We start from the raw sequence: 24875 nt of genomic DNA, 5'->3' as shown, positions 1-24875 counted from the left end.
CCCCCTTTTAATGTTTTCACCAAGCAATTTTCCCCAAAATTGTTTGTCGTTTTGCCCCTGTTGTTGAAGGTAAATTATTTGGAACTTTATGAAATCCTAAATAACCAAGTAAAGCGAATACAAAAGCTTCTTTCGCATCACTATTTATGCCTAATGCGTCCGATGATTTTACATTTATTTCTTCAGGCAGGAGTTGCTTCAGATAAGTTAGTAATGTAGCGTTATGAACCCCACCACCACTCACAAAAACTTCTTTCACATCATGTGTCTGAATGTGTTTTTGAATTTCCATTGCTAAAGAACATGCAGTAAACATCGTTATAGTTGATATTTTATCCAATGAAGAAATTCCATATTGATCGCCTTCGCTCCAGAGACGTTTTGCATAAGCCTCTCCGAATACTTCTCTACCTGTACTTTTTGGAGCAGGCTTTAAGAAATAGTCGTTGCCCATCAATAATCTCAACCAGTCTTGATGGACAGAGCCTTCTTTTGCAAACTTTCCATTGTCGTCAAAGCGTTGAATCCCGTTCGTATACAAAGATACAAATGCATCAATAATCATATTTCCGGGGCCGGTATCATATGCAACAACATCTTGTTCAGCTTCTTTTGGAGGAAGTACTGTGATATTCGCAATTCCCCCAATATTAGCGATTACTCTTCCTACTTCATGCGATTGAAAAAGAAACTGATCAGCAAATGGTACAAGGGGCGCCCCCTGCCCTCCTGCCGCCATATCTCGAGTTCTAAAATCACCGATTACAGGAATTCGGGCCTCTTCCGCTAATGCAGAAATATCTCCAATTTGCCATGTGTTCGGTCGTGCAAACAATGTTTCCTTCTCCACAATTGGTTCATGCCAAATCGTTTGTCCATGAGTGCTAATTAAATCAATTGAATGGTAATCCAATGAAGAATTCGCAAGAGCTTCTTTAATGAACTTTGCATAAAGTTCACCTAAATACATGTTCATCGAAGATACTTCTTGAATCGATACACTTGGATTCATTAACTGAAATAATCGGGAAGTCAATTCCTTCGTGTAAGGCATCGTTACAAAGTACGTCAGTTCATACTGCAATTGATTATTAACAAATGAAAAATCTACAATGGCGATGTCTAGTCCGTCGAGAGAAGTTCCTGACATAAGACCACACACACGCATAGGTTTCAACATGACACTCCCCTTCCATTAAAAGCAAAAACTGAAAGCGCTTACCCATAGTTTAAATGTTCTGAAATTAAATATCAATACTATTTTAATATTCTAAAAAAAAATTTCATTTAGACTAAACTAATAGGTAATTTCCCCTTTATTGACGTTTCACCTACTAGATATTCAGCAACGATTTCAAACGCCGTTTGTGTAAACTCATATGTGCAAATCATGCGATTCGCTCTTGGAAAGAGACTCGCATCATAAGGTACTCGCACAGCCACGATATCCACAGGTTTACCTGTTTCAATTAGATTATCTACCAATAGTTGTTGTTCTTTGTTTTGAACTGCATTCAAAGTTAAAACAACCAATCTATCAAAATTCTTTGCTTGTTCCCTCAAAGCTTCAATTAGTTCAATAAGTTGGGATGAGGGAACTTGAATTATTTCCAGGTTAGTATGAACTTTTTTCAATTGCTCTGCCATTTCTATTGTTGCATATCGCTTATCCTCGACCATCGTTGCATATTCATTTGTTGGGAAAATCAGTAATACACGCTCACTTGCATGTATTGCAGTACCTTCCCCATGAACAAAAGTAACACCATCTTTATAGATTTGTTTCATTTCACTTTGCTGATTGAACGATCCAACAAAATCTGCCACTTGCTGTGAATTTTCGATTTCTTCCCACGTCGTATACTTAGCTATCATTCTTTCAATTCTTGCAATCGAATTATCTATTTGTTGAACAGAAAGTTCCCCACTCTCGACCGCTTCAACAATCTTTAAAATAGATTGCTCTTGTAATGAATGAATATGAGATACCATTACCAAATCGACACCAGCTTTTACTGCTTTCACACATCCGTTGACGGTTCCAATGCCTTTCGCAATAGCATCCATTTCCATACAATCAGTTGTCACAACACCATCAAATCCTAGTTGATCACGCAGTAATCCTGTAATAACCGAATGCGATAAGGTAGCTGGTGTATTCGATTCTAACTCAAGTGCAGGAAAATACACATGAGCACTCATGATCGCATCAGCACCAGCTTGAATACATGCTTTGAATGGCACTAGTTCTACTTCATGCAATCGCTTTAGGCTATGGGCAATAACAGGTAAGTCTAAATGTGAATCGACACTTGTATCACCATGGCCTGGGAAGTGCTTTAATGTTGTCATCACACCGGCGTGTTGCATGCCAAGCATTGATTGCTTCGCCATTTCCGTTACTTCATCTGGTTTTTCTCCGAAAGAGCGCACTCCAATTACCGGGTTTTTAGGATTATTATTTATATCTACAACAGGCGCCAAGTTCCAATTTACCCCAAGTGCTTTTAACTCTTTTCCTGTAATAACACCCGCATTGTAAGCATGTTTCGGTTGATGAGTTGCGCCCAACAACATCGCACCAGGAATAATGGTTGTTCCTTCTCCTAAACGTCGCACCACCCCATTCTCCTGATCAATACAAATGAGCAAAGGGGTCTTATAGCCAGCTTTTTTTGCTTCCTGTTGCAAGCTTTGTGTGAGTGCCAAAATTTCGTTTGGAGTACCGATGTTACGACCGAATAAAATAACTCCTCCGATGTGGTATTCGTGTATTAGATGCTTAATTTCATCAGAGATAATTGTTCCTTTAAAACCAGCTATTAATAATCTACCTGCTTTTTTCTTTAAACTCATTGTGCTCCCCCTTAGGAAATAGGAAATCCAGGAATATACCCTTCTTTTCTTACATGTAGTCCTTTTGAATTCTGCAACGTTTGTGCATAGGTTGTTCTTGCTAAACAACCACGCATTGTCCCTAATGCTTTGTAATAGTCGTAGTAGCGGAAACTGGAGGAATTCGTAATGAACCAATAACAAGATAATGCTTCTAAATACGCTTCGAAAGAATCCGTTACATCTACATAAATATCAGGCTCATATCCCTCCATGTCTTCCCAGTTTTCACTATGAAACACTCTCCTTAGACCATGTGGTGGTAATCCATCCAAATCAAAGCCTGGCAAAGAAGCTTTCAGCCACGCGTCCTGCACAACTAGCTGACAGAGGCGATGGTCGGGATGCATACTATTAATCCAATGCGTAATAACAAAATCCGGTTTTTCTTTCCTAAATAATGTTGCTACCTCTTTAACTAAATTTTCATTAAAAGTAAGCTCTGCATCCTTATAACTTAACGTAATACTCGTTCCTCCTATAACTGCAGCAGCCTTTTCCGCTTCATGTATTTTTTGTCTCCTATACGTTTCCACATCTACATGTGGTGGAGCTCCCTTTTCTCCAGCCGTCAAATGGAGAAAAGTCACTTTATATCCCGCTTGAGCATATTTGTGTGCAATTGCCCCAGCCTGAATCTCCCCGTCCCCACAATGCGCTCCAACAATCATTAAATGCATAGTTACACCTCTAATTACTCAGATTTGTCATGATAATATTGTGTAAACGTGGTCTCAAGCGACTCATGCCATCGTGTCGACCAAAATACACTCGATTGGTTAATAAAATCACCGTTAGCTCAGTAGATGGATCAATATAAAAACTCGTCCCCGTATATCCTGTATGTCCATAAGTTTGGGAAGACATCAGATCACCCGCAGGACTTGATCCATTCCCTTTCAATTGCCAACCAATTCCTCTTGCTTCTGTAGCGAACGAAGTAAAATTTTCTTTAGACTTTTGAAGCCACAACGGATGAAGGATTTGTTTTCCGTTGTATTCTCCGTTACTTTCCAACATGTCACAAAACTTCGCAATATCCCTTATAGTAGAAAATAAACCTGCATGCCCGCTAACACCTCCCATAAATTCCGTATTATCATCATGGACAATCCCATATTTATGGTCTTGTAAGTGTGGCAAATATTCGGTAGGTGCATATAGCTGCCTTTCTACACTCGGTAAATACGTCGAATCGTCCATATCTAAATGCTTAAATATATGATCTATCACATAATCCTGTATGTTCTGTCCCGATACTTTTTCAATGATTGCACCTAAGAGAATAAAACCTAAATCACTATAAACAACTTTCGTGTCAGGTATATAAACCAGTTCTTCTTTGTAAATATCAGCTAATACCTCATCATAAGAGAGCTTTCTCTCAAAATACGGTCTGTGAGCAATGAGCCCGGATGAGTGAGTTAATAATTGTTGAAGTGTGATCGTTTCTTTTTGGTGTATACCAAATTCCGGTAGAAAAGTTACTACTTTATCTTGTAAATGGATGTCTCCCGATTGAAAAAGTTGAAGCATAGCAGGCAAGGTTCCCATAACCTTCGTTAAGGAAGCCACATCAAAAAGATGTTCTGTAGACATTGGTACTTTGTCAGGCTCTATACTATTGGTCCCAATCGCCTCTTCCAGAATCCACTTCCCTTTATACTTAATGCGTATGACCGCACCAGGTGTTACTTGTTTGTCTATTTCTTCTTGTAGAAAAGAAACAATTTGTGATTTCATCACCATTCCCCCTATTACACTAGATGGATTTTGACATTGTTTCATAGTGTTTCCATGGTACATACTCTAGTTTCTCGTAAAAGGTCACCAGTTGTGTCCAATCAATAACGATATGATGCATACCACGTAAGATTAATTCATTCGATGCAGCCTTCACTAAATCGATACCATACTGATTTCCTCTTACATGACGATCAATCCCCAAAGGACCAATTCCTCCTAAAGGACCTTTGAACAAAGATGACCAATACACATTTTGAGCAATTAAAGGGGATTGCGGATCATTCATTCTACAAAATCCTTTTAGTTCATTGTCAATAAAGAATCCCATGAATTCTCTTCCACTTCCGTTAATGTTCGCATATCGCAAAGCCTCGTAATGCCATCTTCCTGGAAATACTTGTTTGAGGAAGGAAAGCAACTTTGGTATCTCCTCTCTCGTAAGGACCCTGAACAAGTGGGTAGGATTTGTGAGTTTATAAGGTTCAACAGTTCTTACTTCTCTCCTTAAATCTATTTCAATAGATTCCTTCTTATAACCGCGTCTTTCAAACCATTTTATCGTTTCTATATTTTCAAGTGGCACGCCAGGAAAATAGTGCCAAGGATCTCTTCCTAATCGAATTTCTCTGAGATGGAGATTATTAAATTTTTTCTCCACATGGTTTAATAGTTTCTGCCCAATCCCTCTATTTCTCGCTATCTTTCTAACTAGTAAACATTGAATCCAACCAATATACTTAGACATCTCTGTTTGGAGTTTTTCTTGATAACGTTTTGCTACCACTAGACCTATCAACTGCCCGTTTTCATAAATGACTATAGAGGCTTCTTTTAAAACGTTACTATCCTGGAGCGTGTTTTGTATCCACAATTTTTGGGTCATCGGAAATGAGTTCCCAATACATTCATTCCAAAATTCAACAATTTCACTCACTGGAACATCTATAACGTTCTTTTGTTTCATAGTCCAAGATTCCCTTGAAAATGCTTATTAAATGTTTCAACAAAGTTTTTTTCAATCTTCACATCTTTCTTAAGAAAACCCGCTACAATTGCACCACCTACTGGCGGGATAAGATTTTTTCGAAAAGTGAGATTTGGTAAGGTGATGCTCGCTAATTTTTGTAAATGTTGAATGAAAAGCGCAGAATTTGTAAAGACTCCTCCTGATAGAACTACAATAGTAGATTCATCTTGATCAAATAATTGTTGATGACAGGTCTTGATGGAATGGAACATTCTCATACAAGCATCATGGACAATTTGTACTGCAACTTCATCTTCGTTCATTGCTTCCTCTACTACGTAACAACTTAGTGGGGCAATACTGGATTTGGATTGATGTCCACCATATATTTTCTGAATAATCTCTGGAACTGTTTCTAGCTGAAAATGGTTCAAAACTCTACTAGTCAATGAAGTAAAAGAACCTCGACTGTCATACGCTTTGAACACAGCTTTTAAAGCTTCATTTCCCAAATAAAAACCACTACCTTCGTCATCAAACAAATAACCCCAACCACCTACTCGACACCTTTTTTGGTTTTTGTTCATCCCCAACGTAATGGCGCCCGTTCCAGCTATTTGTACGATTCCAGACTCTCCTAAAGATCCTGAATACAATGCATTGACAGCATCATTGTCCACGATGATCTGAGTCTTTGAAGGCAATTGTTTTTTTAATAGTCCTTCTACATTTTTATGGCTCCCACTCTCTCCAACGCCAGCCATCCCTGCAAAACAAATTTCAATCTGATTAAATATCCTTGGGTTTTGGATATGTATTTGATGTAACAAGTTGCTCAAAACCTTTTCAAATTCTTCTGGCAACATTGCATTTGGATTACTTGGACCCGTTATCACTTTCATGAAAACATTTCCGTTTTCATCTGCAACCAGTCCTACTGTTTTTGTTCCACCACCATCTATTCCAAGGACGTACATTGGATCATTCTCCCTTTATTAAATCAATTGTTTTTATCTATTATAAATATTCGAAATTTTATTTCAACTTTTTATTATAATTTTGTTATTTAATTTCAATATTGAATTCAAAAAGCAGTAGATACATTCATAGCGCTTTAGTATTAATTCAATTATTTCCCGAAATTCCTCAAAAAAAAGCGTTTCCATTTATCTTGGAAACATACTAGATAGTTTTTATACTTTTATTCGCTTTATATCTTTTAAGTGGTTTAAATTCTTGTGTAAGCAATTGCGCCATTTTTTACGATACTGGGTGAAAAATAGAAGAAAAAGAAGAAGCAGACATAAAGAAAATATAATGCAAAAAGCCAACTATTTATGAACAATAGTTGGCTCAGACTGTAGACAAACTCAATTTTTGGTGCATAGAGTTGTATATTAAACTCGGCAGGGACCACCATTTCGCTTTCCGTGGACGAAAAAGAGATATTTAGTAAGTAGTCATCCCAATAAAAGAGAATATGATGGTAAAAGCAATTATAAACACAATTATACCTATTATAATAGAAGGAATGATTAACGTTGCAAATCCTTTCCAACTAGAAAACTGATGCACTTCCCCAATGGCCTTACTTTGAATCACGATCATCCAAACAGAAAATGTAATAGTTAACAGGCCAGAAAAAAACAACCAAAAAATTGCTCCTGAGGTAATTTCCAATGGATTCATGATAAATAAATTATTGCGAACGAAAATGAAGGATAAAATCCAATATGGAGTCAACCAAATACTTGGGATTATTATGATACCCATCGCCTGAGCCATTTCTTTATACGTTCCAGAGCCACCAAACCATTTCCCTACCCATGTGTAAATAACCGTTCCAAAACCTAAACCGATTAATCCAAATATTGGGCCAAGCACTACAATTCCCATTATTAACAACCACAACGAGATATCAAAATTCTTACTCCACTCACTTGCTCCACTTATTCCAGTCGGTATCCCGGCTATCGCTGCTAGTGTCAGAGAATACTTTAAATCCTTATGATCCAACACATAGCGCACCGTTTCCCTAGTGGATAGCCAAATAGAAAAAAACGGGTTTAATTTCTCGACTTCTTCCTGTTTTAATTCATGTGTCACATAATCCCTCCAACCTCTTACTAGCATATTTTATAGATAAAGAAATATGACTAGTTTTTTATTTAATCTCTCGCCATATGTTTTGGAATCTCTACAGTTTCAGTACTTACTGCATAATTAATGGGATAATAAATAAAAAAAAACGATCGGAGCTATTAACTCAGACCGTTTTTATTATCATTCACTTTTATTAAATAAACATTCCTGCAATTGCAGCACTTAATAAGGACGCTAACATCCCTGCAATAACTGCTCGGAATCCTAAACGTGCAATATCAGGACGACGATCTGGTGCCATTGATCCTAAGCCACCTAACAAAATAGCCATCGAACTTAGGTTTGCAAATCCACATAATGCGAAGCTGACTACAATGACCGTTTTCGGTGATAGATCTGGAATATCTGGGGCAAAAGCAGAGTAAGCAACAAATTCATTCAACACGAGCTTTTGCCCAATGTAGGAACCAGCCTGAACCGCTTCCGTCCAAGGAACACCAATAGCAAATGCCAATGGAGAAAAAATGATACCTAAAATACCCTCTAGCGATAACCCCTCAAAACCAAATAGACTACCTAATCCACCAAGTAGTCCATTTATTAGCGCGATAATTGCGATAAACGCTAGTAACATTGCCCCAACGTTTGCTGCAAGTTTCATTCCATCACTTGCCCCGCGTGCTGCTGCATCAATCACATTAGCAGATTCATTATCTTTTTCCAGCGAGAAGCTTTCTTCGTTTACAACTTCTGTTTCAGGAATCATAATTTTTGCTAAAACCAAACCTGCTGGAGCAGCCATAAAGCTTGCTGCAAGTAAATATTCTAATGGAACACCTAGTAATGCGTACCCAACCAAAACAGAACCTGCTACAGAAGCAAGACCTCCTGTCATAACAGCAAAAAGCTCAGATTTTGTCATTTTCGAGATAAAAGGTCGAATAACAAGAGGAGCCTCTGTTTGTCCAACAAAAATATTTGCTGCAGCTGATACAGACTCAGCTCTACTTGTTCCAAGAAGCTTTGAAAGCCCTCCACCAATGATTCGGATAAAAAACTGCATGACTCCTAAATAGTAAAGAACGGAAATTAACGCAGAAAAGAAAATAATAACAGTTAGCACTTGAAACGCAAAGACGAAACCGAAATTTTCTATATCAGCAGCAGGTCCGAATAAGAAAGAAATCCCTTCGTTCGCATACGAAATTAAATTTTGAACACCATTCGAAAAGGCCACAAGTGCCTCACGACCGGTTTCCCATTTTAAAACAATAAATGCAAACAAAACTTGAATCGTTAAACCGGCAAGAATTGTTCGCACATTAATCGATTTTTTCGCACTTGAAAGTAGAAAAGCTATACCTAAAACAACAATTATACCGCCAATACCCCATAACACGTTCACAGTAGACACCTTCTTAGTATGTAATAGGAAGAAAACGCTTCCTTTAGTTAAAAACCATTTTAAGACATCTGATGACAGACGACATTAAGGAAGCTTAACAAAGAATAAAAGTAATGTAAAATAAAAGTGAATTCAAATTCTTCGCCTTAATTCCACTTTTGTTCTTGTTGTTGATTTAAAAATGTCTAGTTCAATTCTTAATTATCTTTACCCTTAAGCTAGAGAATACGCACATAAAATAAATAAAAGAAACACGAAGAACATCTTCTCCGTGTTTCTCTCTTTTTAGATAAAAAAATGCAGTGTCATTACAAGTTCCTACTAACATTGATACATCTATAACGTCTCTGGCTAGATTAGCAATCGGTATGCGCCTATCTCATTTGAAAAAGGAAGTAACAGGTGAAGAGACAAGTAAAATATTATATCAAACTTTTGGTATTAACCTAGACGGAATCGCGTCATTAATATTGAAATTTAACCCTAACAGCTGCACTAATCGTGATTTTACCTTGTTCAATTGGTGTAACTTGTGACTGATCTGCCATTGCAACCGATTTAAACAACGGTACAGCTTGAGCTTCACGCTCTTCTACTATCTCTATCGGTTGTGGGTGCAAAGTTAATTTCATTGTCTCCGCTATTGTTTTTGCTTTCGTTTGCGCATCTTTTAGAGCTAAACGGAGGGCTTGTTGATAAGATGCATCTGGATTTTCAATTCCAAACTGAATGGATGAAATTCGATTTGCACCATTTTGTACTGCTGTATCAATTACTATTCCGACTTGACTTATATCTGTTACTTTTACAGTAATAGCATTTGTAACTTCATATCCTCTAAAAACTTGTTTCCCTTCAATATAATCATAATTAGCTGTTACATTATATGCGACAGTTTGGATATCCTCTTTTGGAATGTTTAGCGCTAAAATCGACTGAATAACACGATTCATGATAATTGCATTTTCTTGCTGAGCTTCACTTACATCTTTTCCTTCTGTACTCACTTCGAATCGAAGTTGCACATAGTCCGGTTGAGTAGCTACCTGACCATTTCCAGTCACTGTGATTACACGTAAAGGAGAAGATGATAGCTGATGCTCCTTTGAATTATTCATTGAATTCCACCTTCCGTATGATTCATACCTATTATCTTATGCTCTTTGTAATAAAAAATTGAAATTCTTAAGAATAGACATCGATAAACTACCCTGGTGTTACTAGGCGGAATCCACTTACTTTCCTTGGCAAACCGACATGCCTCCTTGGCTGCGAAGGTCACTAAAAAACTCTATACAGAATTTTTTATGATAAATATTTGATGTGACGATACTGTGTACTAGAGGATCACGGCGGCGTGAGTCTCCTGTGAGAAAGCGAGACAGCCGAGACCCCGCACGAAGCGTAGCGTAGGAGGAGGCTCGGCGCTCGCCCACGGAAAGCGAACAGAGCCGTGCTAAATCCAATTAGCGGATATTTATTAGGAATTTTATTAGAATACCACTTTTTCAGTGCCCTCTGGCTGTGCTTGCGGGGTCTTTGCTGATTCTACCTCAAATAATATGCTAGTACACAAAAGTAAAATATAACTGTACCTATGAATAAAGGGCAAATGTAGACTTTCTTCCTCTATTAAAGAGAACTTAATTGTCTCTCACGCATACCCCATCTTCTTTCTAAAATTCATTGGAGTCATGTAGAATAAAAGACAAGGAAAAATAACGAGAGGTGGAATGACTATTGGCTAAAGAATCCATTTTAATCGTCGAAGATGAAGAGAAAATTTTAAGACTGCTGGAAATCGAGTTAGGATATGAAGGATATGAATTAGGGAAAGCTACAAATGGAATAGATGCGCTAGAAATATATCTGTCCCAAAAATGGGACTTAATATTATTAGATATAATGCTCCCAGGGATGAGCGGAATCGAGTTGCTTCGACGCATACGAGGAAAAGATTCGTCGATTCCTGTTATTTTGTTAACAGCAAAGGATTCGATTGAAGATAAAGTATCTGGTCTCGACCTCGGCGCTAATGACTATATTACCAAACCTTTTCGAATGGAAGAATTACTCGCTAGAATTCGAGCTGTCTTACGGATGAAGCAAATTGCATCTTCTCCAATTGTGGAAAGTGATGTATGGCTCCATGCAGGTGATTTGAAGCTAAATGAGAAAACCCGAGAAGTAATACGAAAAGAACATGATATTGACCTAACACCAAAGGAATATGATTTACTTTTATATTTATTGAGAAATAAGCGCCAGGTTTTAGATCGGGACCAGATTCTCGAGGCCGTTTGGGGATACGATTATGACGGAGAAACGAAAATAGTGGATGTGTATATCCGTTACCTGAGAAAAAAAGTAGATGCCAACTTTGAACAGGCATTAATTCATACCGTTAGAGGTGTTGGTTATGTCTTAAAGGATGTAACATGAAACTTCGAAATAAAATTAATTTATATACTTCGGTGTTATTTATTTTTTTATTAATACTCATGAACACTTCCATTTATTTTCTTTTCAGCCATCTAATGATGTCAAATGAACTTGATCGAGCTACTGCAGAGGTTGAAAGAATCGTATCGGATATCGGTAGTGCAATTGATCAAATTCCTCCTAGCCAGCTTCTACTAGCCTATGTGCCAGTGGAAGGGATGATACAAGTGTTGAAAGAGGATTTAACAAGTGAAGCGAAGATTATTACTCCTTCAGAGGACACATTAGAGTCTCGCACAAGTAGCTATTCCCCTGGTGAAGTGAGTGAGATAATCTCATATAAAAATAAGCAGTATGTGTTTGTCTCCTATCCGGTCGTTTGGAAGGATGGAAATGTTGTAAATCTACAAGTGACAAGCAGTATTCAAGCAACGGACGAGATGATCCGAATGCTGCGCATCGTGTTAATTGCGGTAACGGCCATCGCCATGATCCCTGTTTTTCTCTCGAGTAGAATTTTGAGTAATTTCATTTTACAACCGATCAGATCGATGATTAATACAATGAAAGACATCCAAAAAAGCGGACAATTCAAGCGTTTGGAATTGGAAAATACTTCGGAGAGCGAGCTCGTGGAGATGGGAGAAACCTTTAATCATATGATTGATTTGCTTCAAACTAACTTTGAAAATCAAGAACAATTCGTGTCAAATGCTTCCCATGAATTAAGAACCCCTTTAACGATTATTGAAAACTACTCGGATCTTTTAAAACGAAGAGGACTTGAACGTCCGGATTTATTTGAAGAATCCGTAGAGGCGATCCACTCCGAAGCTGTGCGAATGAGAGAAATGACAGAACAGTTATTGCTACTAGCGAGACAGCAGGAACAATGGAATATTAAGTTAGAACAAATAAATGTAACAGAACTCGTAATGGAAACAGCAAAGTCATTCCAAAACACATACCAACGAGAAATTATAGTTGAGAACAGCGAAACCACGAATGGATATACAGATTTTCAAAAGCTAAAACAGCTACTCTTTATATTTTTAGATAACGCTCTAAAGTATAGCGAGGAACGCATTACCATTAATGTTGGTCACACATCAAATGAAACATATATCCAAATCGAGGACAGAGGAATTGGAATACCACAGGATGAATTAACTAAAGTATTTGATCGATTTTACCGAGTGGACCAAGCAAGGAGCAGAAAGCAAGGAGGATCCGGCTTAGGACTTACAATGGCAAGGCAAATAGCTGGGGCAATAAGTGTTCGAATTGAATTGGACAGCATAGAAAACCACGGAACGACAGCTACTCTTTTTTTCAAGACAAAAGAAGTGTAAAATTCTTACCGTTTTCTTACTTTTCGATTATATAATAAGCTCATCAAACTGTTACGTGAGGTGATAAACGATGAAGAAAAAAAAATGGACGTGGACAGTTGGATTTATTCTCCTTGTTTTATTGTTAATCGTAGGGTTTCGATGGTTTTCTCCTACCTTCTCTGCGCAGAACTTAACAGAGGAAGAAGCGAAAACGGCAGTGCTTGAAAAATACCCAGGTGATATAGTAAAAACAACAAAGAATGAAGATGAATATCAGATTGAAATGCAGTTAGAAACTGGATTATATATTATAAAGATTGATGCAAAAACTGGGGATGTTCTCTCCTTAGAACGACTCCCAAAAGTAGAAAACTCTTCGAAAGAGGAGCCTCAAACAGAACTACCGCTATCACAAAAAGAAATTGAGGAGAAACTTACTACTCAAGGGGAGCTACAATCAATCGAAATGATTCAAAAAAATGACAACTACTATTATCAGGCGATTGTCACTAAAGACAACGAAAAACTAAAACTAAAGGTTGATCCATTTACAGGTGAAATCATCGATTCTATGGTTATACCTTCTCCTACAATTAAGGAAAACACAGTAATTACGGTAGAAGATGCTATTGTAATTGCAGCAAAACACTTAAATGGGAAGGCAGATGATGATGTAACATTTCATCAACCTTCTGGCTCCCCCCCTTATTACCTAGTCGAAGTTGAAATGGAAAATGGTGAGGAAGATCGGGAAGCTATCGTCCAAGTCGATGCATACACAGGAGAAGTAAAATCGGTTAATTGGGATGAGTAACTACAAAGCATACCCTCTGATAGAAATTTGAATAATATAGATAAGTGACAGTTCCATTAAGCCCAACATGGACCTGTCACTTTTTTTACGCTGTAATATTCTACTGTTTTTTTAGCATATAATTTGCGCTAGAATCTGCACAGAATCCTGACCTAAAGCGAGGCAGACGAGAACCCGTAGGCCTAGCCAGTGAGGCTTGTCGGTTCGCCACTGGAGAGAAGAGGATTCTACCAAATGACAACCATGTGTTTTAACAGTGCCTTTTTTTATAATACTTAAACCTACCTTTTCTCTCCAAATTTTAACCTTTCTTTCCCCGTCCTTTTGCTTTCACTGTATATAGTATGAAGTGTAAGGTAAATGATAACGAGGAGGAACAAATAATGAAGAAAATAGTACTTGGTTCATTAGCAACCGTACTTGCAATAAGTGGTGCAATCGGTATTAACGCGTTTGCAGAGGATGACGTAAAGATTAGCACAGAACAAAGCAAAAAGTTAATCGGAATTGAAAAAGCAATAGAAGTTGCATTAAAGAAAGCTAATGGAACCGTCGAAAGCGTAGAGTTAGAAACAGAACACAGTAATATGTATTATGAAGTAGATATTGATGCGGATAAGAATAAGGAATATGAAGTAAAAGTGGATGCATATACAGCTAAGGTGATAAATGTTCGAGAAAGCCTCGATGACGATGAGAATGATGACAACGACGATAAAGCTCTTGCCCAAGCTAAATCTGCAAAATCCCTCATCACAGAAAAAAAAGCTATTGCCATTGCTAAAAAACAAATGAACGGTGATGTGAAATCAATTGAATTAGATTCTGAAGATGGAACATTTGAGTACGAAATAAAGCTTCAAACAAAAAAAGGGGAAGCTGAAATAACGATCAATGCAAGTACTGGTGCGGTATTAGAGCTAGAATTTGATGACAATAATGAGGACGACTGAGTCTTACTAACAGGAAAAGGTACTTGACTAGAAGGAAATTCCCCAGTCTAGTACCTTTCTTTTTTATTTTATAGCTTCAGGTTGTGTCCCCTCCACAATTACTCTTCTACCTCCAAATTTAAAAACAATAACTCCACCAATAATAATTAGTACCCCTAATAATTGCTGGAAAGTAAAGGGCACTTGTTTTAGACCCAACCAACCTAGAGAATCCCATAACAATGCAAATAAAAGCTGTGAAGTAAGTACAATGGAAATTGCAAATGTTGGTCCAAGCAACTTGATACTCTGGATTAAACAAGTAACTACGCCTACTCCTATAATACCGCTAAACCAATACCATGTTTTCATATTCTCAAAAATAAAAATGCGTTCTCCTTCTACCATGAAGCCAATCGTAAGTGAAGCTAAGAATCCCATTCCTAATATAAGTGTCGTCGCGGCCCAAGAGCCTGTATGCTCATTTACTTTGCTATTAAATATATTTTGTAAGCTTAAAAAAACACCGCCAATCAGTGCCATGGATAATCCCAAAAGCATAACAATACCCCCCTATTAAATTTTAGTTCCAAATTCATTCATAAATATTGTGATTAGCAAGCGTGCTCAACCCGATTCGATTTTTTACGATGATAAACTCTTTGTTACGTTCAATTAGTCCCTCTTTGCATAACTGTTGGATGACACGATTAAGATGTCTATAACTTGTTCCAATTAACCCAGCGGCATCTTTTAAATTACTTACGCTCAGTTGTCCTTTAAAATCGGTATTCGATTCATCAAAGGATATAGATAACAAATAACTCGCTAGACGTACTTCAACTGGATACATCAAATTAAAAACAAAAGAATTATTTTTAATATGAAACTTTCTCGTAATAATTTTAAGTAAAAACTGAAGAAGTGGAGGATAATCATTTCCATATTTGTTTAACCAATCACAGTGAATTCGAATCATGCAAACAGGTGTGACAGCTTCAACTGTATTGATCATTTCAATATTTTGGATGAATTCAATATCTCCAACTATTTCAAGAGGAGTCTTAAAAGCAAGAATTAACTTATTCCCTTCCGAAGAAGTTGTAAAGATTTTAATCTTTCCTTTAACAAGTATATATAAATGGCTACGGGGTTCTCCCTGTTCACAAATAATTTCACCTTCATCAAACGTATGTAACGATAAGTGCTGTAATAACGCCTCGTTAAATACAGATTCAATTTGGTGAACATGCAAATAGTATTGGAGTTGCTCTTGATCCTCAATTAACTTCATGCATCTTCTCCCTCCCCTTTTAGCTTTAACGCATAAAACATACACTACCCTCAAATTCCCAAAATCACAACACCAAGTACCATCAATCCCATCCCGATAAACTGAGGTAGCTTCATCTGTTGCTTCACTACGCCAAACCATCCTTTTATATCAATCAAAAAGGTCAAACTAAGTTGCGCGATAAGAACTGCTGATATCGTAAGCGTAACGCCAATTTGATGAATAGCTGTAATATTACTAAAAATAATGACTGCAGCAAATGCACCACCGGATAAATATAGCGGTTTGACTTTTTTAAACATTGTCCAATTACCATCTCGTACGAACAAAACTATAACCAATGCTAGGATGAATCCAGTGAACTGTGTAAGACTTGCCGCCTGCCACGCCCCAATATCTTGACTAATTCGCGAATTAGCTACTCCTTGCAAAGTTATAAAGGCACCACCGAGTACAGCAAACAAGATTCCTCTCATTTTCACGCCTCCATTCACGTTGTTTTCTCTATTAAAAGATAATTAGACACCATTTGGAAAGGACATATGTCCCTAGTTTTAATATTTAGGTGAAACAGGTAAGTAGAGTCATGCAGATATAACCGCAGGATGCAGCGAATGTGTCTTCCTTCCTTTAAATTTGAACAGGTGTGAGCAAAACATCCTTTTAAACAAATAGAAATCCAGCAAAATTGAAATTTGCTGGATTTCTATTTTAGGTTAACATAATTCGCAATACAAATTGAATTCTGTATTAATCGCCATACTGTGAAAAGTTTGCTCTAGCTTCCTTAACTCTGTATCTCCAGCTGCGCTTTTCATTAATTCCTCAAATTTAGTTAAATTTTCAAATCTAATGATAGCGAATATACGGTGAACATTTCCTGTAGCTGGTGAATACACTTCTAAGTCCGCATTATGTCTTTCCCGAAACAGTTTGGATATTTTCACTATTATGTCATTCACTTCTGTAAAACTTTCTCGTGACAACTCAATGTCCATTACATAACTATAAGCCATTTAAACCTTCCCCTACTTTATACAAGTTCCTAAAAAGACATATGGTCTCTGTCATTGCTTACTTCTCTTTTCTGCTATTTCAATCCCCAATTATTCTAGATTGATATTTACTTCTTAAACTAGACACTAGAAATTAGGTTTTGACTAAGAAAAGTGCAATGCTTCTGGAAACTAGACAGTCACTATGTAGAAATAGGTGAGAGGTGCCCATCCTCGGTATATTGAACCCCTTTATTCCATACTCTTTTAATCTAAAATTTTTACTTTTACTGTTTTGCGACCCCAATTAATCGCATCTTCTTTAGATTGCATATAAATATCAATTTTATTTCCTTTAATGGAACCGCCAGTATCTCCAGCAATCGCTTCACCATAACCTTCCACCCATACACGTGAACCTAGTGGAATGACTGTTGGATCTACAGAAATGACTTTTTGGTTAGGATTTGCATTTAAATCGATACCAGTCGATGTTATACCCGAGCATCCATCACAAGAAGCTGTATAAGCTGTTGAAGCTACGGATATTTCTTTTACAGTAGATGCAGTTGGTGAAGATGTGTTAGTTGATGCTTTAGTTGATGCTTTAGCTGTTGTGTTAGTTGTTGCTTTAGTTGTTGCTTTAGCTGTTGTGTTAGCTGTTGTGTTAGTTGTAGCATTAGTTGTTTTTTTAGCTATTGCGTTTGCTGTTGTATTAGTTGTTGTTTTAGGTGTACTCGTAGAAGGCTGCGAAACAGAACTTCCTTTAACTTGCATAGCCTTTGTGCCTTCAAGTACTAATTTATCTCCCGGGAATATTAAATCACTTGTAAGCTGATTTTGCTCCATTAATTCATCCACAGAAAGACCATGTTTTTGGGCAATGTGGGAAAGTGTATCTCCTAAAACGACGGTATGTGTTTCCACTACTTTTAATTTTTGAGATGGATATATAATTGTTGAGTTAAGTCCGTTCCATTCTTGTAAATCTTGAACACTTACGTTCATCTCTTTTGAAATGTCCCAAAGTGTATCACCTTTTTCTACCGTATGAACAGTTGATGCAGATGCTTGACCTGCCGCTCCTACTGATAGTACTGCAATTGCGGTTAGTGCAGCAATGTGTTTTTTCATAATATGAATTTCCTCCCTTTCACTAACGAGACTTATCTTAACACGGTAAGATGACAGTACCATTGCAAAACCATGAGAAGGAGATATCAATATTATGACAAGATCCATCATAACGTTACATTTGTAATAATTGCTAATTAAAAGTCATTTAGATTTTTCGATAAATTCTTCTAATATATGAGTATATATTTCAGGCTGATCTGCATGCACTAGATGGCCAGCAAACGGAATAATGGCAACATGAATATGTTCATTTGATTTAGGATAGAGAGCTGCACCAATCGTTTCACGCTCATTTTTTTCTCCAACCATATAAAGAACAGGAAAACGAAACTCACTTAGTGCCTTTACATCTTCAAATGGATACCATTCTTTCTCTTTCGCCATGTAAATAAATTGTTTCCAGTCAGATGTATGCAATTGGTCGAAATAACTCGTAGCCACTTTGTTATCTAGTAAACTCTCTTGAATTTCCACATCTTGTTCATGAAGCTCCAACCAATTATCCGGTTCTACTGGCATAACCCCTGAGATGGACAATGTGTGAATTCGTTCTGGATACATTTGAGCAAATTTGATAGCCACTAACGCACCTAAAGAACAACTTGCTAAGTGGATTTTTTTCAAATCATAATGGTCAATTGTTTCCAATAAATCTACTGCGGAATCTTCAAAGAAATTTTGAATATCATTTGTATTGGATTGCCCATGACCTCTCAAATCTGGAGAGAAAACTTTGTAGTTATTGCTAAAGTACTCCCTTTGAAACTCAAAATCTGTCATACCTGTTTGCAATCCTGTATGCAGAAATACTAATGGTTCTCCATTTCCTATAATATTTGTATGTAGTATCAAGCATCTCGCCCCTTTGTTTATGAAAATATCACTATCTCTTTTCTGCTAATTATATTTTATCACTTAATTTAACTAAAAAATCAGTTTATTTTCAAAAATTTCAAAAAGAACAATTGCTCAATTTATACAATTTGTGGCTATCTCAAACACGAGGGTATAAAATATTTCCGAGGAGGTTACGCAGATGCAAAAACTCGAGTTTGAATCATCTTGGGCAAAGGCCTTGTCCAGTAAGGACCGGGAAGAGATTGAGAAGACTTTTCTCGAAACTAGTAATACGGAAAATCACGACCTTCTTCTCTCACCAATATGGCAAGCAATAAATCATAAAGGAGAATTACTAATTACTGTACTTGTCCATAATTTTACTCAGCAAGCAATTGCTTTTAACCAAACAAAATTGGCATATATAGAAAATAATAAAATAATTGCGGAGTATACTTTTACACTTCCAACATTGAGCATTCAGCCAAAAGTTAGTATGCCATGGACTTTTATTTTTTCTGTTGATAGCTTGAAAAGTACAGCAAAACTTAATAGTGGTTCTTTAGAAATCGTGTGAATTAATTTTTTCCATACATTATTACTTATTTTTGAACCATGTTAAGGAGGTACTAAATAGTTGGAAGGAGTTTTTTTATGACAAATACTAATCATCATCAAGGAGCTAGTAACAATAAAGGTTCTATGGCTAAAAATCCAACGAGCAAGAAGGAAGAGATTTCTCTAGAGTTAGCTGAATTAGGTAATTTAAAGCCTAAGCAGGAGCCAATGACTCCAAATCATCGAGAAAAAAGTCAAAGAGAAAAATCATACTAAGGAAAAGTTATATCAGGATCGGACGCATCTCAGCATTGCGTCCAATCCTGTACTATACACAGTTTACCTTTTAAGTATTCCCGTTAAGAATGGAAATTATTTATTATGTTAAAAAAAGACTCTTCGCTTGGACGACTCAAATGAGGACATCGATAAAATACCTTTCATATTAAATTACTATGCTTGATTTTTGCTTTTTTATCAAAATGACAAATAAACTAGCCAATACACAAAAGATTCCTGCAAGGAAAAATGCCCATGTGTATGAGTCAAATATGTTATACATAAAGCCCCCACCGTATGCGGCTACTGCTGCTCCAGCTTGATGAGAGGCAAATATCCAGCCGTAAATAATACCACTTCTCTTTATTCCAAAGATTTGCCTTGAAATGCTAATTGTTGGCGGTACTGTTGCAATCCAATCTAAACCATAAAACACAGAAAAAATGATTAACAGTGTAAGGGAGCCTTCTTGTAGTGCAAATGGAAGTAATACGAGAGAAGCCCCTCTTAAAAGATAATACCAAAACAGCAACCACCGATTATCGAATCGATCCGATAACCAACCGGATATTGTTGTACCGACTAGATCAAAGACCCCCATAAAAGAAAGCATAGAAGCTGCAGCTACAACTGGGATTCCGTAACTAATACAATAAGAGATAAAATGTGTTCCAATTAGTCCACTTGTTGAAAGCCCACATATAAAAAAACTTCCTGCTAACAACCAAAATTCTTTTACTTTCACAGCTTCTACTAATGATTGGAAAGCCATCGCTATTGGATTTTTCTTTTGCACTTCACTAGACTCTTGAGGTTCCTCTTCCAGTCCATATGGAAGTATTCCAATTTCCTTCGGCGAATTTTTCATAAATAATAGAATAATTATTAGCATGATCACACTGAGGATTAGAATCAACCCAATAGCCCAACGCCAAGAATAATTGTCTACTAGAATGGCTAGCACTGGGAGCAACACTAACTGCCCAGTTGCCGTACTAGCTGTTAATATCCCTACCGCAAGACCTCGCCTCTTCTCAAACCAACGATTCGCTACGTATGTACTTAATACAGTCAGAAACACACCGGATCCTAATCCGATGATGATTCCCCAAATGACAATGAGTTGCCAAGCTTGGTCCATAAAATAAGTAAGCAAAAGCCCTACCATTAAAGTAGACATGGCATAAATCATCATCTTTTTTAATCCTAGCACTTCGATAAGTGCTGCCATAAATGGGCCCGACAATCCATAAAGAAAAAGACCAACTGCAAAAGCTAAAGAAATTACGGACCGATCCCATCCAAACTCATTTTCAAAAGGTACAATAAATACCCCTGAAGAGGATCGAACAATCCCAGCTACAATAATAGAGAAAAAGGCGATAATTAACACAAACCAACTATAATGGAGACGCTTCAATCCCTCACCTACATTCTTAAAAATTTGATGAAATAAATAAATTTAACATTCTATCAATTCGATATATTGTACGATAAAAGCATTACATTTTACAATACTAGATCCATATGGAATATATTCTATCAGAACAGAAAAGACCGTTTGATGCTGGAACATCAAACGGTCAAATATCATACAATTATTCATCTATTTTAGTATCTAGCGGTACTCGCTTACCTATTTTAAAAATATAAAAACTTGCTATGACAATAGCTAAGAAAATGATTCCAACAATAAGAGAAATGCGAGTCTCATCATTAAAGCCCATACCGACTAATACCATAAGTAAGAATGCAATCGTTAAGTAGTTTGTGACAGGTGCAAAAGGCATTTTGAATGGATGGTTATCGAGTTCTGCTCCTTTAGCTTTTCTAAATCGAATTTGACTAATAAGGATAACAAACCATGGAACCATACCAGGAAGCACACTCGCACTGTACACATACACAAACAAATTAGCTGGTGCAATATAACTTAAAACAACCCCTACCGCTAAACCAATTAATACACCGATTGTTCCAAATAAAGGAACACCATTATTAGATATCTTTGCAAAGTACTTTGGCGCTTGTCCATTTACACCTAATGTATACAGCATACGTCCTGCACTGTAAATACCACTATTACAACCTGACATTGCTGCTGTGATAACAACAAAGTTAATAATTCCAGCTGCCGCTGTAATACCCACTTTCGCAAAAGTAGCAACAAACGGGCTTCCAAGTGTGTCTAGTTGATCCCAAGGATATACCGTCACAATAACAAAAATCGCACCGATATAGAAAATTAATATACGCCAAATAATACTATCTATTGCTTTTGTTAATGTTTTTTGGGGATCCTTAGCTTCTCCGGCTGTAATCCCAATTAGTTCTACGCCTTGATACGCAGCAATTACAAGAGATAGTGCAAAAAAGAATCCGGTCCAACCCCCTGCAAAGAAACCACCATGTTCCCACAGATTCGATATTCCGATTGCGCCTCCTCCGTTACCAAATCCAAAGAAAATCAAACCTATCCCCGCAATAATCATCAATACAATTGTCACGATTTTAATCATTGCAAACCAAAATTCAATTTCACCAAATGATTTAACGGAGATTAAGTTTGCAGCACCAAGAATAGCCATTGCGATTAAACCTGGAATCCAAGCAGGTAGGTCTGGGAACCAGTATTGCATATACGTTCCAACAGCTATGATTTCTGCCATCCCAACGATTACCCACTGGAACCAGTTACTCCAAGCAGTAATATAACCTGCTAATGGATGTATATACTTATGACCGAATGTCGCAAATGAACCTGTACTCGGCTCTACATAGAGCATTTCGCCCATCGCACGCATTATAAAATATATAAAAATCCCACATATTGCATACGCAAGCAATACGGATGGGCCTGTCCATTTAATAGTGCTAGCAGAACCCATAAACAACCCGACACCAATCGTTCCACCTAAAGCAATCATTTGAATATGACGTGCCTCAAGTCCTCTCTTTAACTCTTTGTTTGACATGTTTAATTCCCCCCCAAATACGAACTAGTAACTTTAGTATGAAATAATAAAGTTATCCTTACACTAACTGATTCTCCATATAGCATTCAAAAATACTGAATAGAGTGATTATTTACTTTAATCTTAGGTATCGTTTTAAAGAATGCAAACTTAACTTTACTATCATTATAATAATAAAAGTAAAGTCAAAATACAAATGTATTATAAGGAAAAACAACACAACTATAGACATGCCATATACTTTGAAATTATCTCCAGTTTATATTTAAAAGTTTTTTAATATTCCAAAAAAATGTTTTATTAGTAATAAATGCATAAAAAAATTCCAGGTTCAAAACGATTTAATATCGTCTCAAAACCTGGAACTGGATTAAATTAGCTGATGTGTAAGCATCAGCGGCAAATTTTCATCTGAAAATATTATGTTTATATAAGTAATCATAGGAAATATCAATAAATAAATATTCATTATCACTAACCGAGATAGAGAAAGTACGCGTCATTTCCCCTGTATCGATATCGCTGTATAAATCAGACAACACGCCGCTTTGGTCGTTACGCATTTCAATAATTGTTTTTAAAAAGTATGGACGCCAACTCCAATTTTTATTAATTGCTTCTTCTTGAATATTCCATTTCTTATCAATACGCATTATATTCGGTGATGTTTGAAAACCCTCTTCATCACACATATAAAGACGGAAAGAATACTCCTCAAGCTCTTCGGCAAGTACGAGTAGTTTCTCCGTGTTTTGACTGCCTAGTTTCATACGTTGCACCGATTTCTCCAATGTATTCTGCAAAACTTTTAATCCATTGTAATTTTCCTCAAGCATACGCTTTTCTGTTGTGATGAACTGCCGACATCTCTCTTTAAAACTTGTCTTTAGCTGATCACGTGGAATTAATGTTGTTTGAGCTGCCGCTAAGTGCTTCCCTTGATAAAAACGCCCACCATTTTTCCACGCAAATTGAAGCTGATGCACACTATCGATGCCTTCAAACAACATATTTGCGCCAATCTTGTGCGCTAATGTTCCAAGTGATGTAAATAAATCACTCTGCACCCCCCAAGATTCATAACTTAATTGCTCAATATTCACCTTTAAAATATTTGGAGACAACATTTTGATATAGTCTAAATGACTTTCAGAGCCAACTTGGTTAATGGCAATTTTTATACCGTACGTCCGGAAATAACGAAGGATATTATTCAATTTATTAAATTCACCTTTAAAGTTATGTTCTGAGATCATGAGAACAATACGCGTTAGTTCTTCCTCCGAAATATATTTTCTTATAATATCGAAATAACTTTCCCCATAATCCAGTATCAGTAAATTGGCATTGCATGGTAAGTAGATATCGAAATCCTTTGCTTCCTCCTCCAGTTGAGAAAGGGCTAGATGCAAAATTCTATGCTCCACATCGACTCGATACTCATCTGGAACATCGTCATCGTATGCAAATGCATTTAAACTTATAAGTTCTTCATCGTTATTAAGCTTGCCAGAGATTTCGTAAGCAACGACAACATGCTCATCTGCACTAAAAATCGGCTGAAAATACGCCTTCATTTTTTCCAAATTAGTTAGTACTTCCATTGCATCCATACTTAAAACCTCCTAAAACGATTGAAAACCATTGCTTTATGAAACGATTTTCTTTGTTTATAAAATATTAATCTCTCTCTTCATGATAAGTCGTCAAAGAAAAATACGCAAATAAGCACCTTGTATAATTATGAACAAACTAGAGTTGTTATTCATTATTTTGTATGTTCCATTACTATAAATAAACTTACTAATTATCTTTTAATCCTTAAATTAATTCGCGTATTTAATAAAAATATATCGCTTGAAACCTCTTAAAAGGCCAGTGAAATAATGCATAAAAATGAAAGTGATGTGACATACTCCCAAATTCCACTTCACCTATTGTGTATATGTATTATCTTATGCTCTTCATCTTAGAACGTGTAGGTTGCTCGCCATTCTGTTGCAAGAGATTATTTACACAAGAAGGAATATTACACAATCCCCCCTCCCTTTATGCTAATAAAACCCCTTCAATTAGAAATAATTTTTTCATTTATCACCATCAAATAATGTTGATCGTTAGTTTACTTTTTTGAATGTTACATTCAACTATTTCTTATTAAA

General features: G+C 36.7%; 24 protein-coding genes. 6 read left to right on the top strand and 18 right to left on the bottom strand.

Going from position 1 to position 24875, the window contains the following annotated elements:
- Positions 1–16: 16 nt before the first annotated feature.
- The 9 genes from MHB48_RS01920 to MHB48_RS01880 form a co-directional block, all read right to left on the bottom strand.
- Positions 17–1180: an anhydro-N-acetylmuramic acid kinase gene (locus MHB48_RS01920; RefSeq protein ID WP_342599899.1), complete on the bottom strand. Its 1164-nt coding sequence runs from the start codon at positions 1178–1180 to the stop codon at positions 17–19.
- Between the two features lie 107 nt (positions 1181–1287).
- On the bottom strand, positions 1288–2856 hold the full coding sequence (nagZ, locus tag MHB48_RS01915) for a beta-N-acetylhexosaminidase (protein WP_342599898.1): 1569 nt from the start codon (positions 2854–2856) through the stop codon (positions 1288–1290).
- Between the two features lie 11 nt (positions 2857–2867).
- Positions 2868–3575, bottom strand: a complete 708-nt coding sequence (locus tag MHB48_RS01910; RefSeq protein ID WP_342599897.1) for a PIG-L deacetylase family protein — start codon at positions 3573–3575, stop codon at positions 2868–2870.
- A gap of 10 nt (positions 3576–3585) precedes the next feature.
- The gene (locus MHB48_RS01905) at positions 3586–4638 is read right to left on the bottom strand and encodes a serine hydrolase domain-containing protein (protein WP_342599896.1); all 1053 of its coding nucleotides are present in this window, start codon (positions 4636–4638) and stop codon (positions 3586–3588) included.
- Between the two features lie 19 nt (positions 4639–4657).
- Complete coding sequence (locus MHB48_RS01900; protein ID WP_342599895.1) at positions 4658–5605, bottom strand: GNAT family N-acetyltransferase; 948 nt, start codon at positions 5603–5605, stop codon at positions 4658–4660.
- A complete protein-coding gene (locus MHB48_RS01895) occupies positions 5602–6585 on the bottom strand; it encodes a BadF/BadG/BcrA/BcrD ATPase family protein (protein ID WP_342599894.1) in 984 nt (327 codons plus the stop codon). The genes MHB48_RS01900 and MHB48_RS01895 overlap by 4 nt, the downstream gene beginning before the upstream one ends.
- Before the next feature lie 472 nt (positions 6586–7057).
- Positions 7058–7714, bottom strand: coding sequence for a YIP1 family protein (locus MHB48_RS01890; protein ID WP_342599893.1), 657 nt, complete (start codon positions 7712–7714; stop codon positions 7058–7060).
- Between the two features lie 190 nt (positions 7715–7904).
- Positions 7905–9116 carry a NupC/NupG family nucleoside CNT transporter gene (locus MHB48_RS01885; protein WP_342599892.1) on the bottom strand — a complete coding sequence of 404 codons (1212 nt, stop codon included), beginning with the start codon at positions 9114–9116 and terminating at the stop codon, positions 7905–7907.
- A 464-nt stretch (positions 9117–9580) separates the two neighbouring features.
- The gene (locus MHB48_RS01880) at positions 9581–10234 is read right to left on the bottom strand and encodes an SIMPL domain-containing protein (protein WP_342599891.1); all 654 of its coding nucleotides are present in this window, start codon (positions 10232–10234) and stop codon (positions 9581–9583) included.
- Positions 10235–10856: 622 nt separating this feature from the next.
- On the opposite strand from MHB48_RS01880, the gene MHB48_RS01875 reads away from it, so the two are divergent.
- The 4 genes from MHB48_RS01875 to MHB48_RS01860 all read left to right on the top strand — a co-directional run bounded on the left by MHB48_RS01875 (position 10857) and on the right by MHB48_RS01860 (position 14659).
- Positions 10857–11558: a response regulator transcription factor gene (locus MHB48_RS01875; RefSeq protein WP_342599890.1), complete on the top strand. Its 702-nt coding sequence runs from the start codon at positions 10857–10859 to the stop codon at positions 11556–11558.
- Entirely contained in the window at positions 11555–12910 is a 1356-nt protein-coding gene (locus tag MHB48_RS01870; RefSeq protein WP_342599889.1) for a HAMP domain-containing sensor histidine kinase, read from the top strand. Before MHB48_RS01875 ends, MHB48_RS01870 begins: the two co-directional genes overlap by 4 nt.
- A 70-nt stretch (positions 12911–12980) precedes the next feature.
- The gene (locus MHB48_RS01865; RefSeq protein WP_342599888.1) at positions 12981–13706 is read left to right on the top strand and encodes a PepSY domain-containing protein; all 726 of its coding nucleotides are present in this window, start codon (positions 12981–12983) and stop codon (positions 13704–13706) included.
- A gap of 383 nt (positions 13707–14089) precedes the next feature.
- Positions 14090–14659, top strand: a complete 570-nt coding sequence (locus MHB48_RS01860) for a PepSY domain-containing protein (protein ID WP_342599887.1) — start codon at positions 14090–14092, stop codon at positions 14657–14659.
- Positions 14660–14722: 63 nt separating this feature from the next.
- On the opposite strand, the gene MHB48_RS01855 is transcribed toward MHB48_RS01860, so the two are convergent.
- From MHB48_RS01855 to MHB48_RS01830, 6 genes are all read right to left on the bottom strand, one after another.
- A complete protein-coding gene (locus tag MHB48_RS01855) occupies positions 14723–15199 on the bottom strand; it encodes a DMT family transporter (protein ID WP_342599886.1) in 477 nt (158 codons plus the stop codon).
- A 34-nt stretch (positions 15200–15233) separates the two neighbouring features.
- Positions 15234–15932, bottom strand: a complete 699-nt coding sequence (locus tag MHB48_RS01850) for a Crp/Fnr family transcriptional regulator (protein WP_342599885.1) — start codon at positions 15930–15932, stop codon at positions 15234–15236.
- 50 nt (positions 15933–15982) lie between these two features.
- A complete protein-coding gene (locus MHB48_RS01845) occupies positions 15983–16408 on the bottom strand; it encodes a DMT family transporter (protein WP_342599884.1) in 426 nt (141 codons plus the stop codon).
- Between the two features lie 240 nt (positions 16409–16648).
- Positions 16649–16948 carry a hypothetical protein gene (locus MHB48_RS01840; protein ID WP_342599883.1) on the bottom strand — a complete coding sequence of 100 codons (300 nt, stop codon included), beginning with the start codon at positions 16946–16948 and terminating at the stop codon, positions 16649–16651.
- A 246-nt stretch (positions 16949–17194) separates the two neighbouring features.
- Positions 17195–18061, bottom strand: a complete 867-nt coding sequence (locus tag MHB48_RS01835; protein ID WP_342599882.1) for a LysM peptidoglycan-binding domain-containing protein — start codon at positions 18059–18061, stop codon at positions 17195–17197.
- Between the two features lie 144 nt (positions 18062–18205).
- The gene (locus MHB48_RS01830; RefSeq protein WP_340917276.1) at positions 18206–18916 is read right to left on the bottom strand and encodes an alpha/beta hydrolase; all 711 of its coding nucleotides are present in this window, start codon (positions 18914–18916) and stop codon (positions 18206–18208) included.
- Between the two features lie 184 nt (positions 18917–19100).
- On the opposite strand from MHB48_RS01830, the gene MHB48_RS01825 reads away from it, so the two are divergent.
- Complete coding sequence (locus tag MHB48_RS01825; RefSeq protein WP_342599881.1) at positions 19101–19478, top strand: SLAP domain-containing protein; 378 nt, start codon at positions 19101–19103, stop codon at positions 19476–19478.
- Between the two features lie 77 nt (positions 19479–19555).
- Positions 19556–19735, top strand: coding sequence for a hypothetical protein (locus MHB48_RS01820; RefSeq protein WP_340917271.1), 180 nt, complete (start codon positions 19556–19558; stop codon positions 19733–19735).
- 169 nt (positions 19736–19904) lie between these two features.
- On the opposite strand, the gene MHB48_RS01815 is transcribed toward MHB48_RS01820, so the two are convergent.
- The 3 genes from MHB48_RS01815 to MHB48_RS01805 all read right to left on the bottom strand — a co-directional run bounded on the left by MHB48_RS01815 (position 19905) and on the right by MHB48_RS01805 (position 24326).
- Positions 19905–21158 carry an MFS transporter gene (locus MHB48_RS01815; RefSeq protein ID WP_342599880.1) on the bottom strand — a complete coding sequence of 418 codons (1254 nt, stop codon included), beginning with the start codon at positions 21156–21158 and terminating at the stop codon, positions 19905–19907.
- Positions 21159–21336: 178 nt separating this feature from the next.
- On the bottom strand, positions 21337–22713 hold the full coding sequence (locus tag MHB48_RS01810) for an amino acid permease (RefSeq protein WP_342599879.1): 1377 nt from the start codon (positions 22711–22713) through the stop codon (positions 21337–21339).
- 407 nt (positions 22714–23120) lie between these two features.
- On the bottom strand, positions 23121–24326 hold the full coding sequence (locus tag MHB48_RS01805) for an EAL-associated domain-containing protein (protein WP_342599878.1): 1206 nt from the start codon (positions 24324–24326) through the stop codon (positions 23121–23123).
- Positions 24327–24875 lie beyond the last annotated feature (549 nt).

This window comes from Psychrobacillus sp. FSL H8-0483 (assembly GCF_038637725.1).
Classification (GTDB): Bacteria; Bacillota; Bacilli; order Bacillales_A; family Planococcaceae; genus Psychrobacillus.
This window is presented reverse-complemented; position numbering and strand designations above follow the sequence as displayed.

Coding starts and splice junctions, on each gene's coding strand:
- MHB48_RS01845 (WP_342599884.1), bottom strand. CDS start 16,408: ATGAGAGGAATCTTGTTTGCTGTACTCGGTGGTGCCTTTATAACTTTG.
- MHB48_RS01880 (WP_342599891.1), bottom strand. CDS start 10,234: ATGAATAATTCAAAGGAGCATCAGCTATCATCTTCTCCTTTACGTGTA.
- MHB48_RS01855 (WP_342599886.1), bottom strand. CDS start 15,199: ATGCTTTTGGGATTATCCATGGCACTGATTGGCGGTGTTTTTTTAAGC.
- MHB48_RS01820 (WP_340917271.1), top strand. CDS start 19,556: ATGACAAATACTAATCATCATCAAGGAGCTAGTAACAATAAAGGTTCT.
- MHB48_RS01850 (WP_342599885.1), bottom strand. CDS start 15,932: ATGAAGTTAATTGAGGATCAAGAGCAACTCCAATACTATTTGCATGTT.
- MHB48_RS01835 (WP_342599882.1), bottom strand. CDS start 18,061: ATGAAAAAACACATTGCTGCACTAACCGCAATTGCAGTACTATCAGTA.
- MHB48_RS01895 (WP_342599894.1), bottom strand. CDS start 6,585: ATGTACGTCCTTGGAATAGATGGTGGTGGAACAAAAACAGTAGGACTG.
- MHB48_RS01805 (WP_342599878.1), bottom strand. CDS start 24,326: ATGGATGCAATGGAAGTACTAACTAATTTGGAAAAAATGAAGGCGTAT.
- MHB48_RS01840 (WP_342599883.1), bottom strand. CDS start 16,948: ATGGCTTATAGTTATGTAATGGACATTGAGTTGTCACGAGAAAGTTTT.
- MHB48_RS01865 (WP_342599888.1), top strand. CDS start 12,981: ATGAAGAAAAAAAAATGGACGTGGACAGTTGGATTTATTCTCCTTGTT.
- MHB48_RS01860 (WP_342599887.1), top strand. CDS start 14,090: ATGAAGAAAATAGTACTTGGTTCATTAGCAACCGTACTTGCAATAAGT.
- MHB48_RS01825 (WP_342599881.1), top strand. CDS start 19,101: ATGCAAAAACTCGAGTTTGAATCATCTTGGGCAAAGGCCTTGTCCAGT.
- MHB48_RS01910 (WP_342599897.1), bottom strand. CDS start 3,575: ATGCATTTAATGATTGTTGGAGCGCATTGTGGGGACGGGGAGATTCAG.
- MHB48_RS01920 (WP_342599899.1), bottom strand. CDS start 1,180: ATGTTGAAACCTATGCGTGTGTGTGGTCTTATGTCAGGAACTTCTCTC.
- MHB48_RS01870 (WP_342599889.1), top strand. CDS start 11,555: ATGAAACTTCGAAATAAAATTAATTTATATACTTCGGTGTTATTTATT.
- MHB48_RS01900 (WP_342599895.1), bottom strand. CDS start 5,605: ATGAAACAAAAGAACGTTATAGATGTTCCAGTGAGTGAAATTGTTGAA.
- MHB48_RS01810 (WP_342599879.1), bottom strand. CDS start 22,713: ATGTCAAACAAAGAGTTAAAGAGAGGACTTGAGGCACGTCATATTCAA.
- MHB48_RS01905 (WP_342599896.1), bottom strand. CDS start 4,638: ATGAAATCACAAATTGTTTCTTTTCTACAAGAAGAAATAGACAAACAA.
- nagZ (WP_342599898.1), bottom strand. CDS start 2,856: ATGAGTTTAAAGAAAAAAGCAGGTAGATTATTAATAGCTGGTTTTAAA.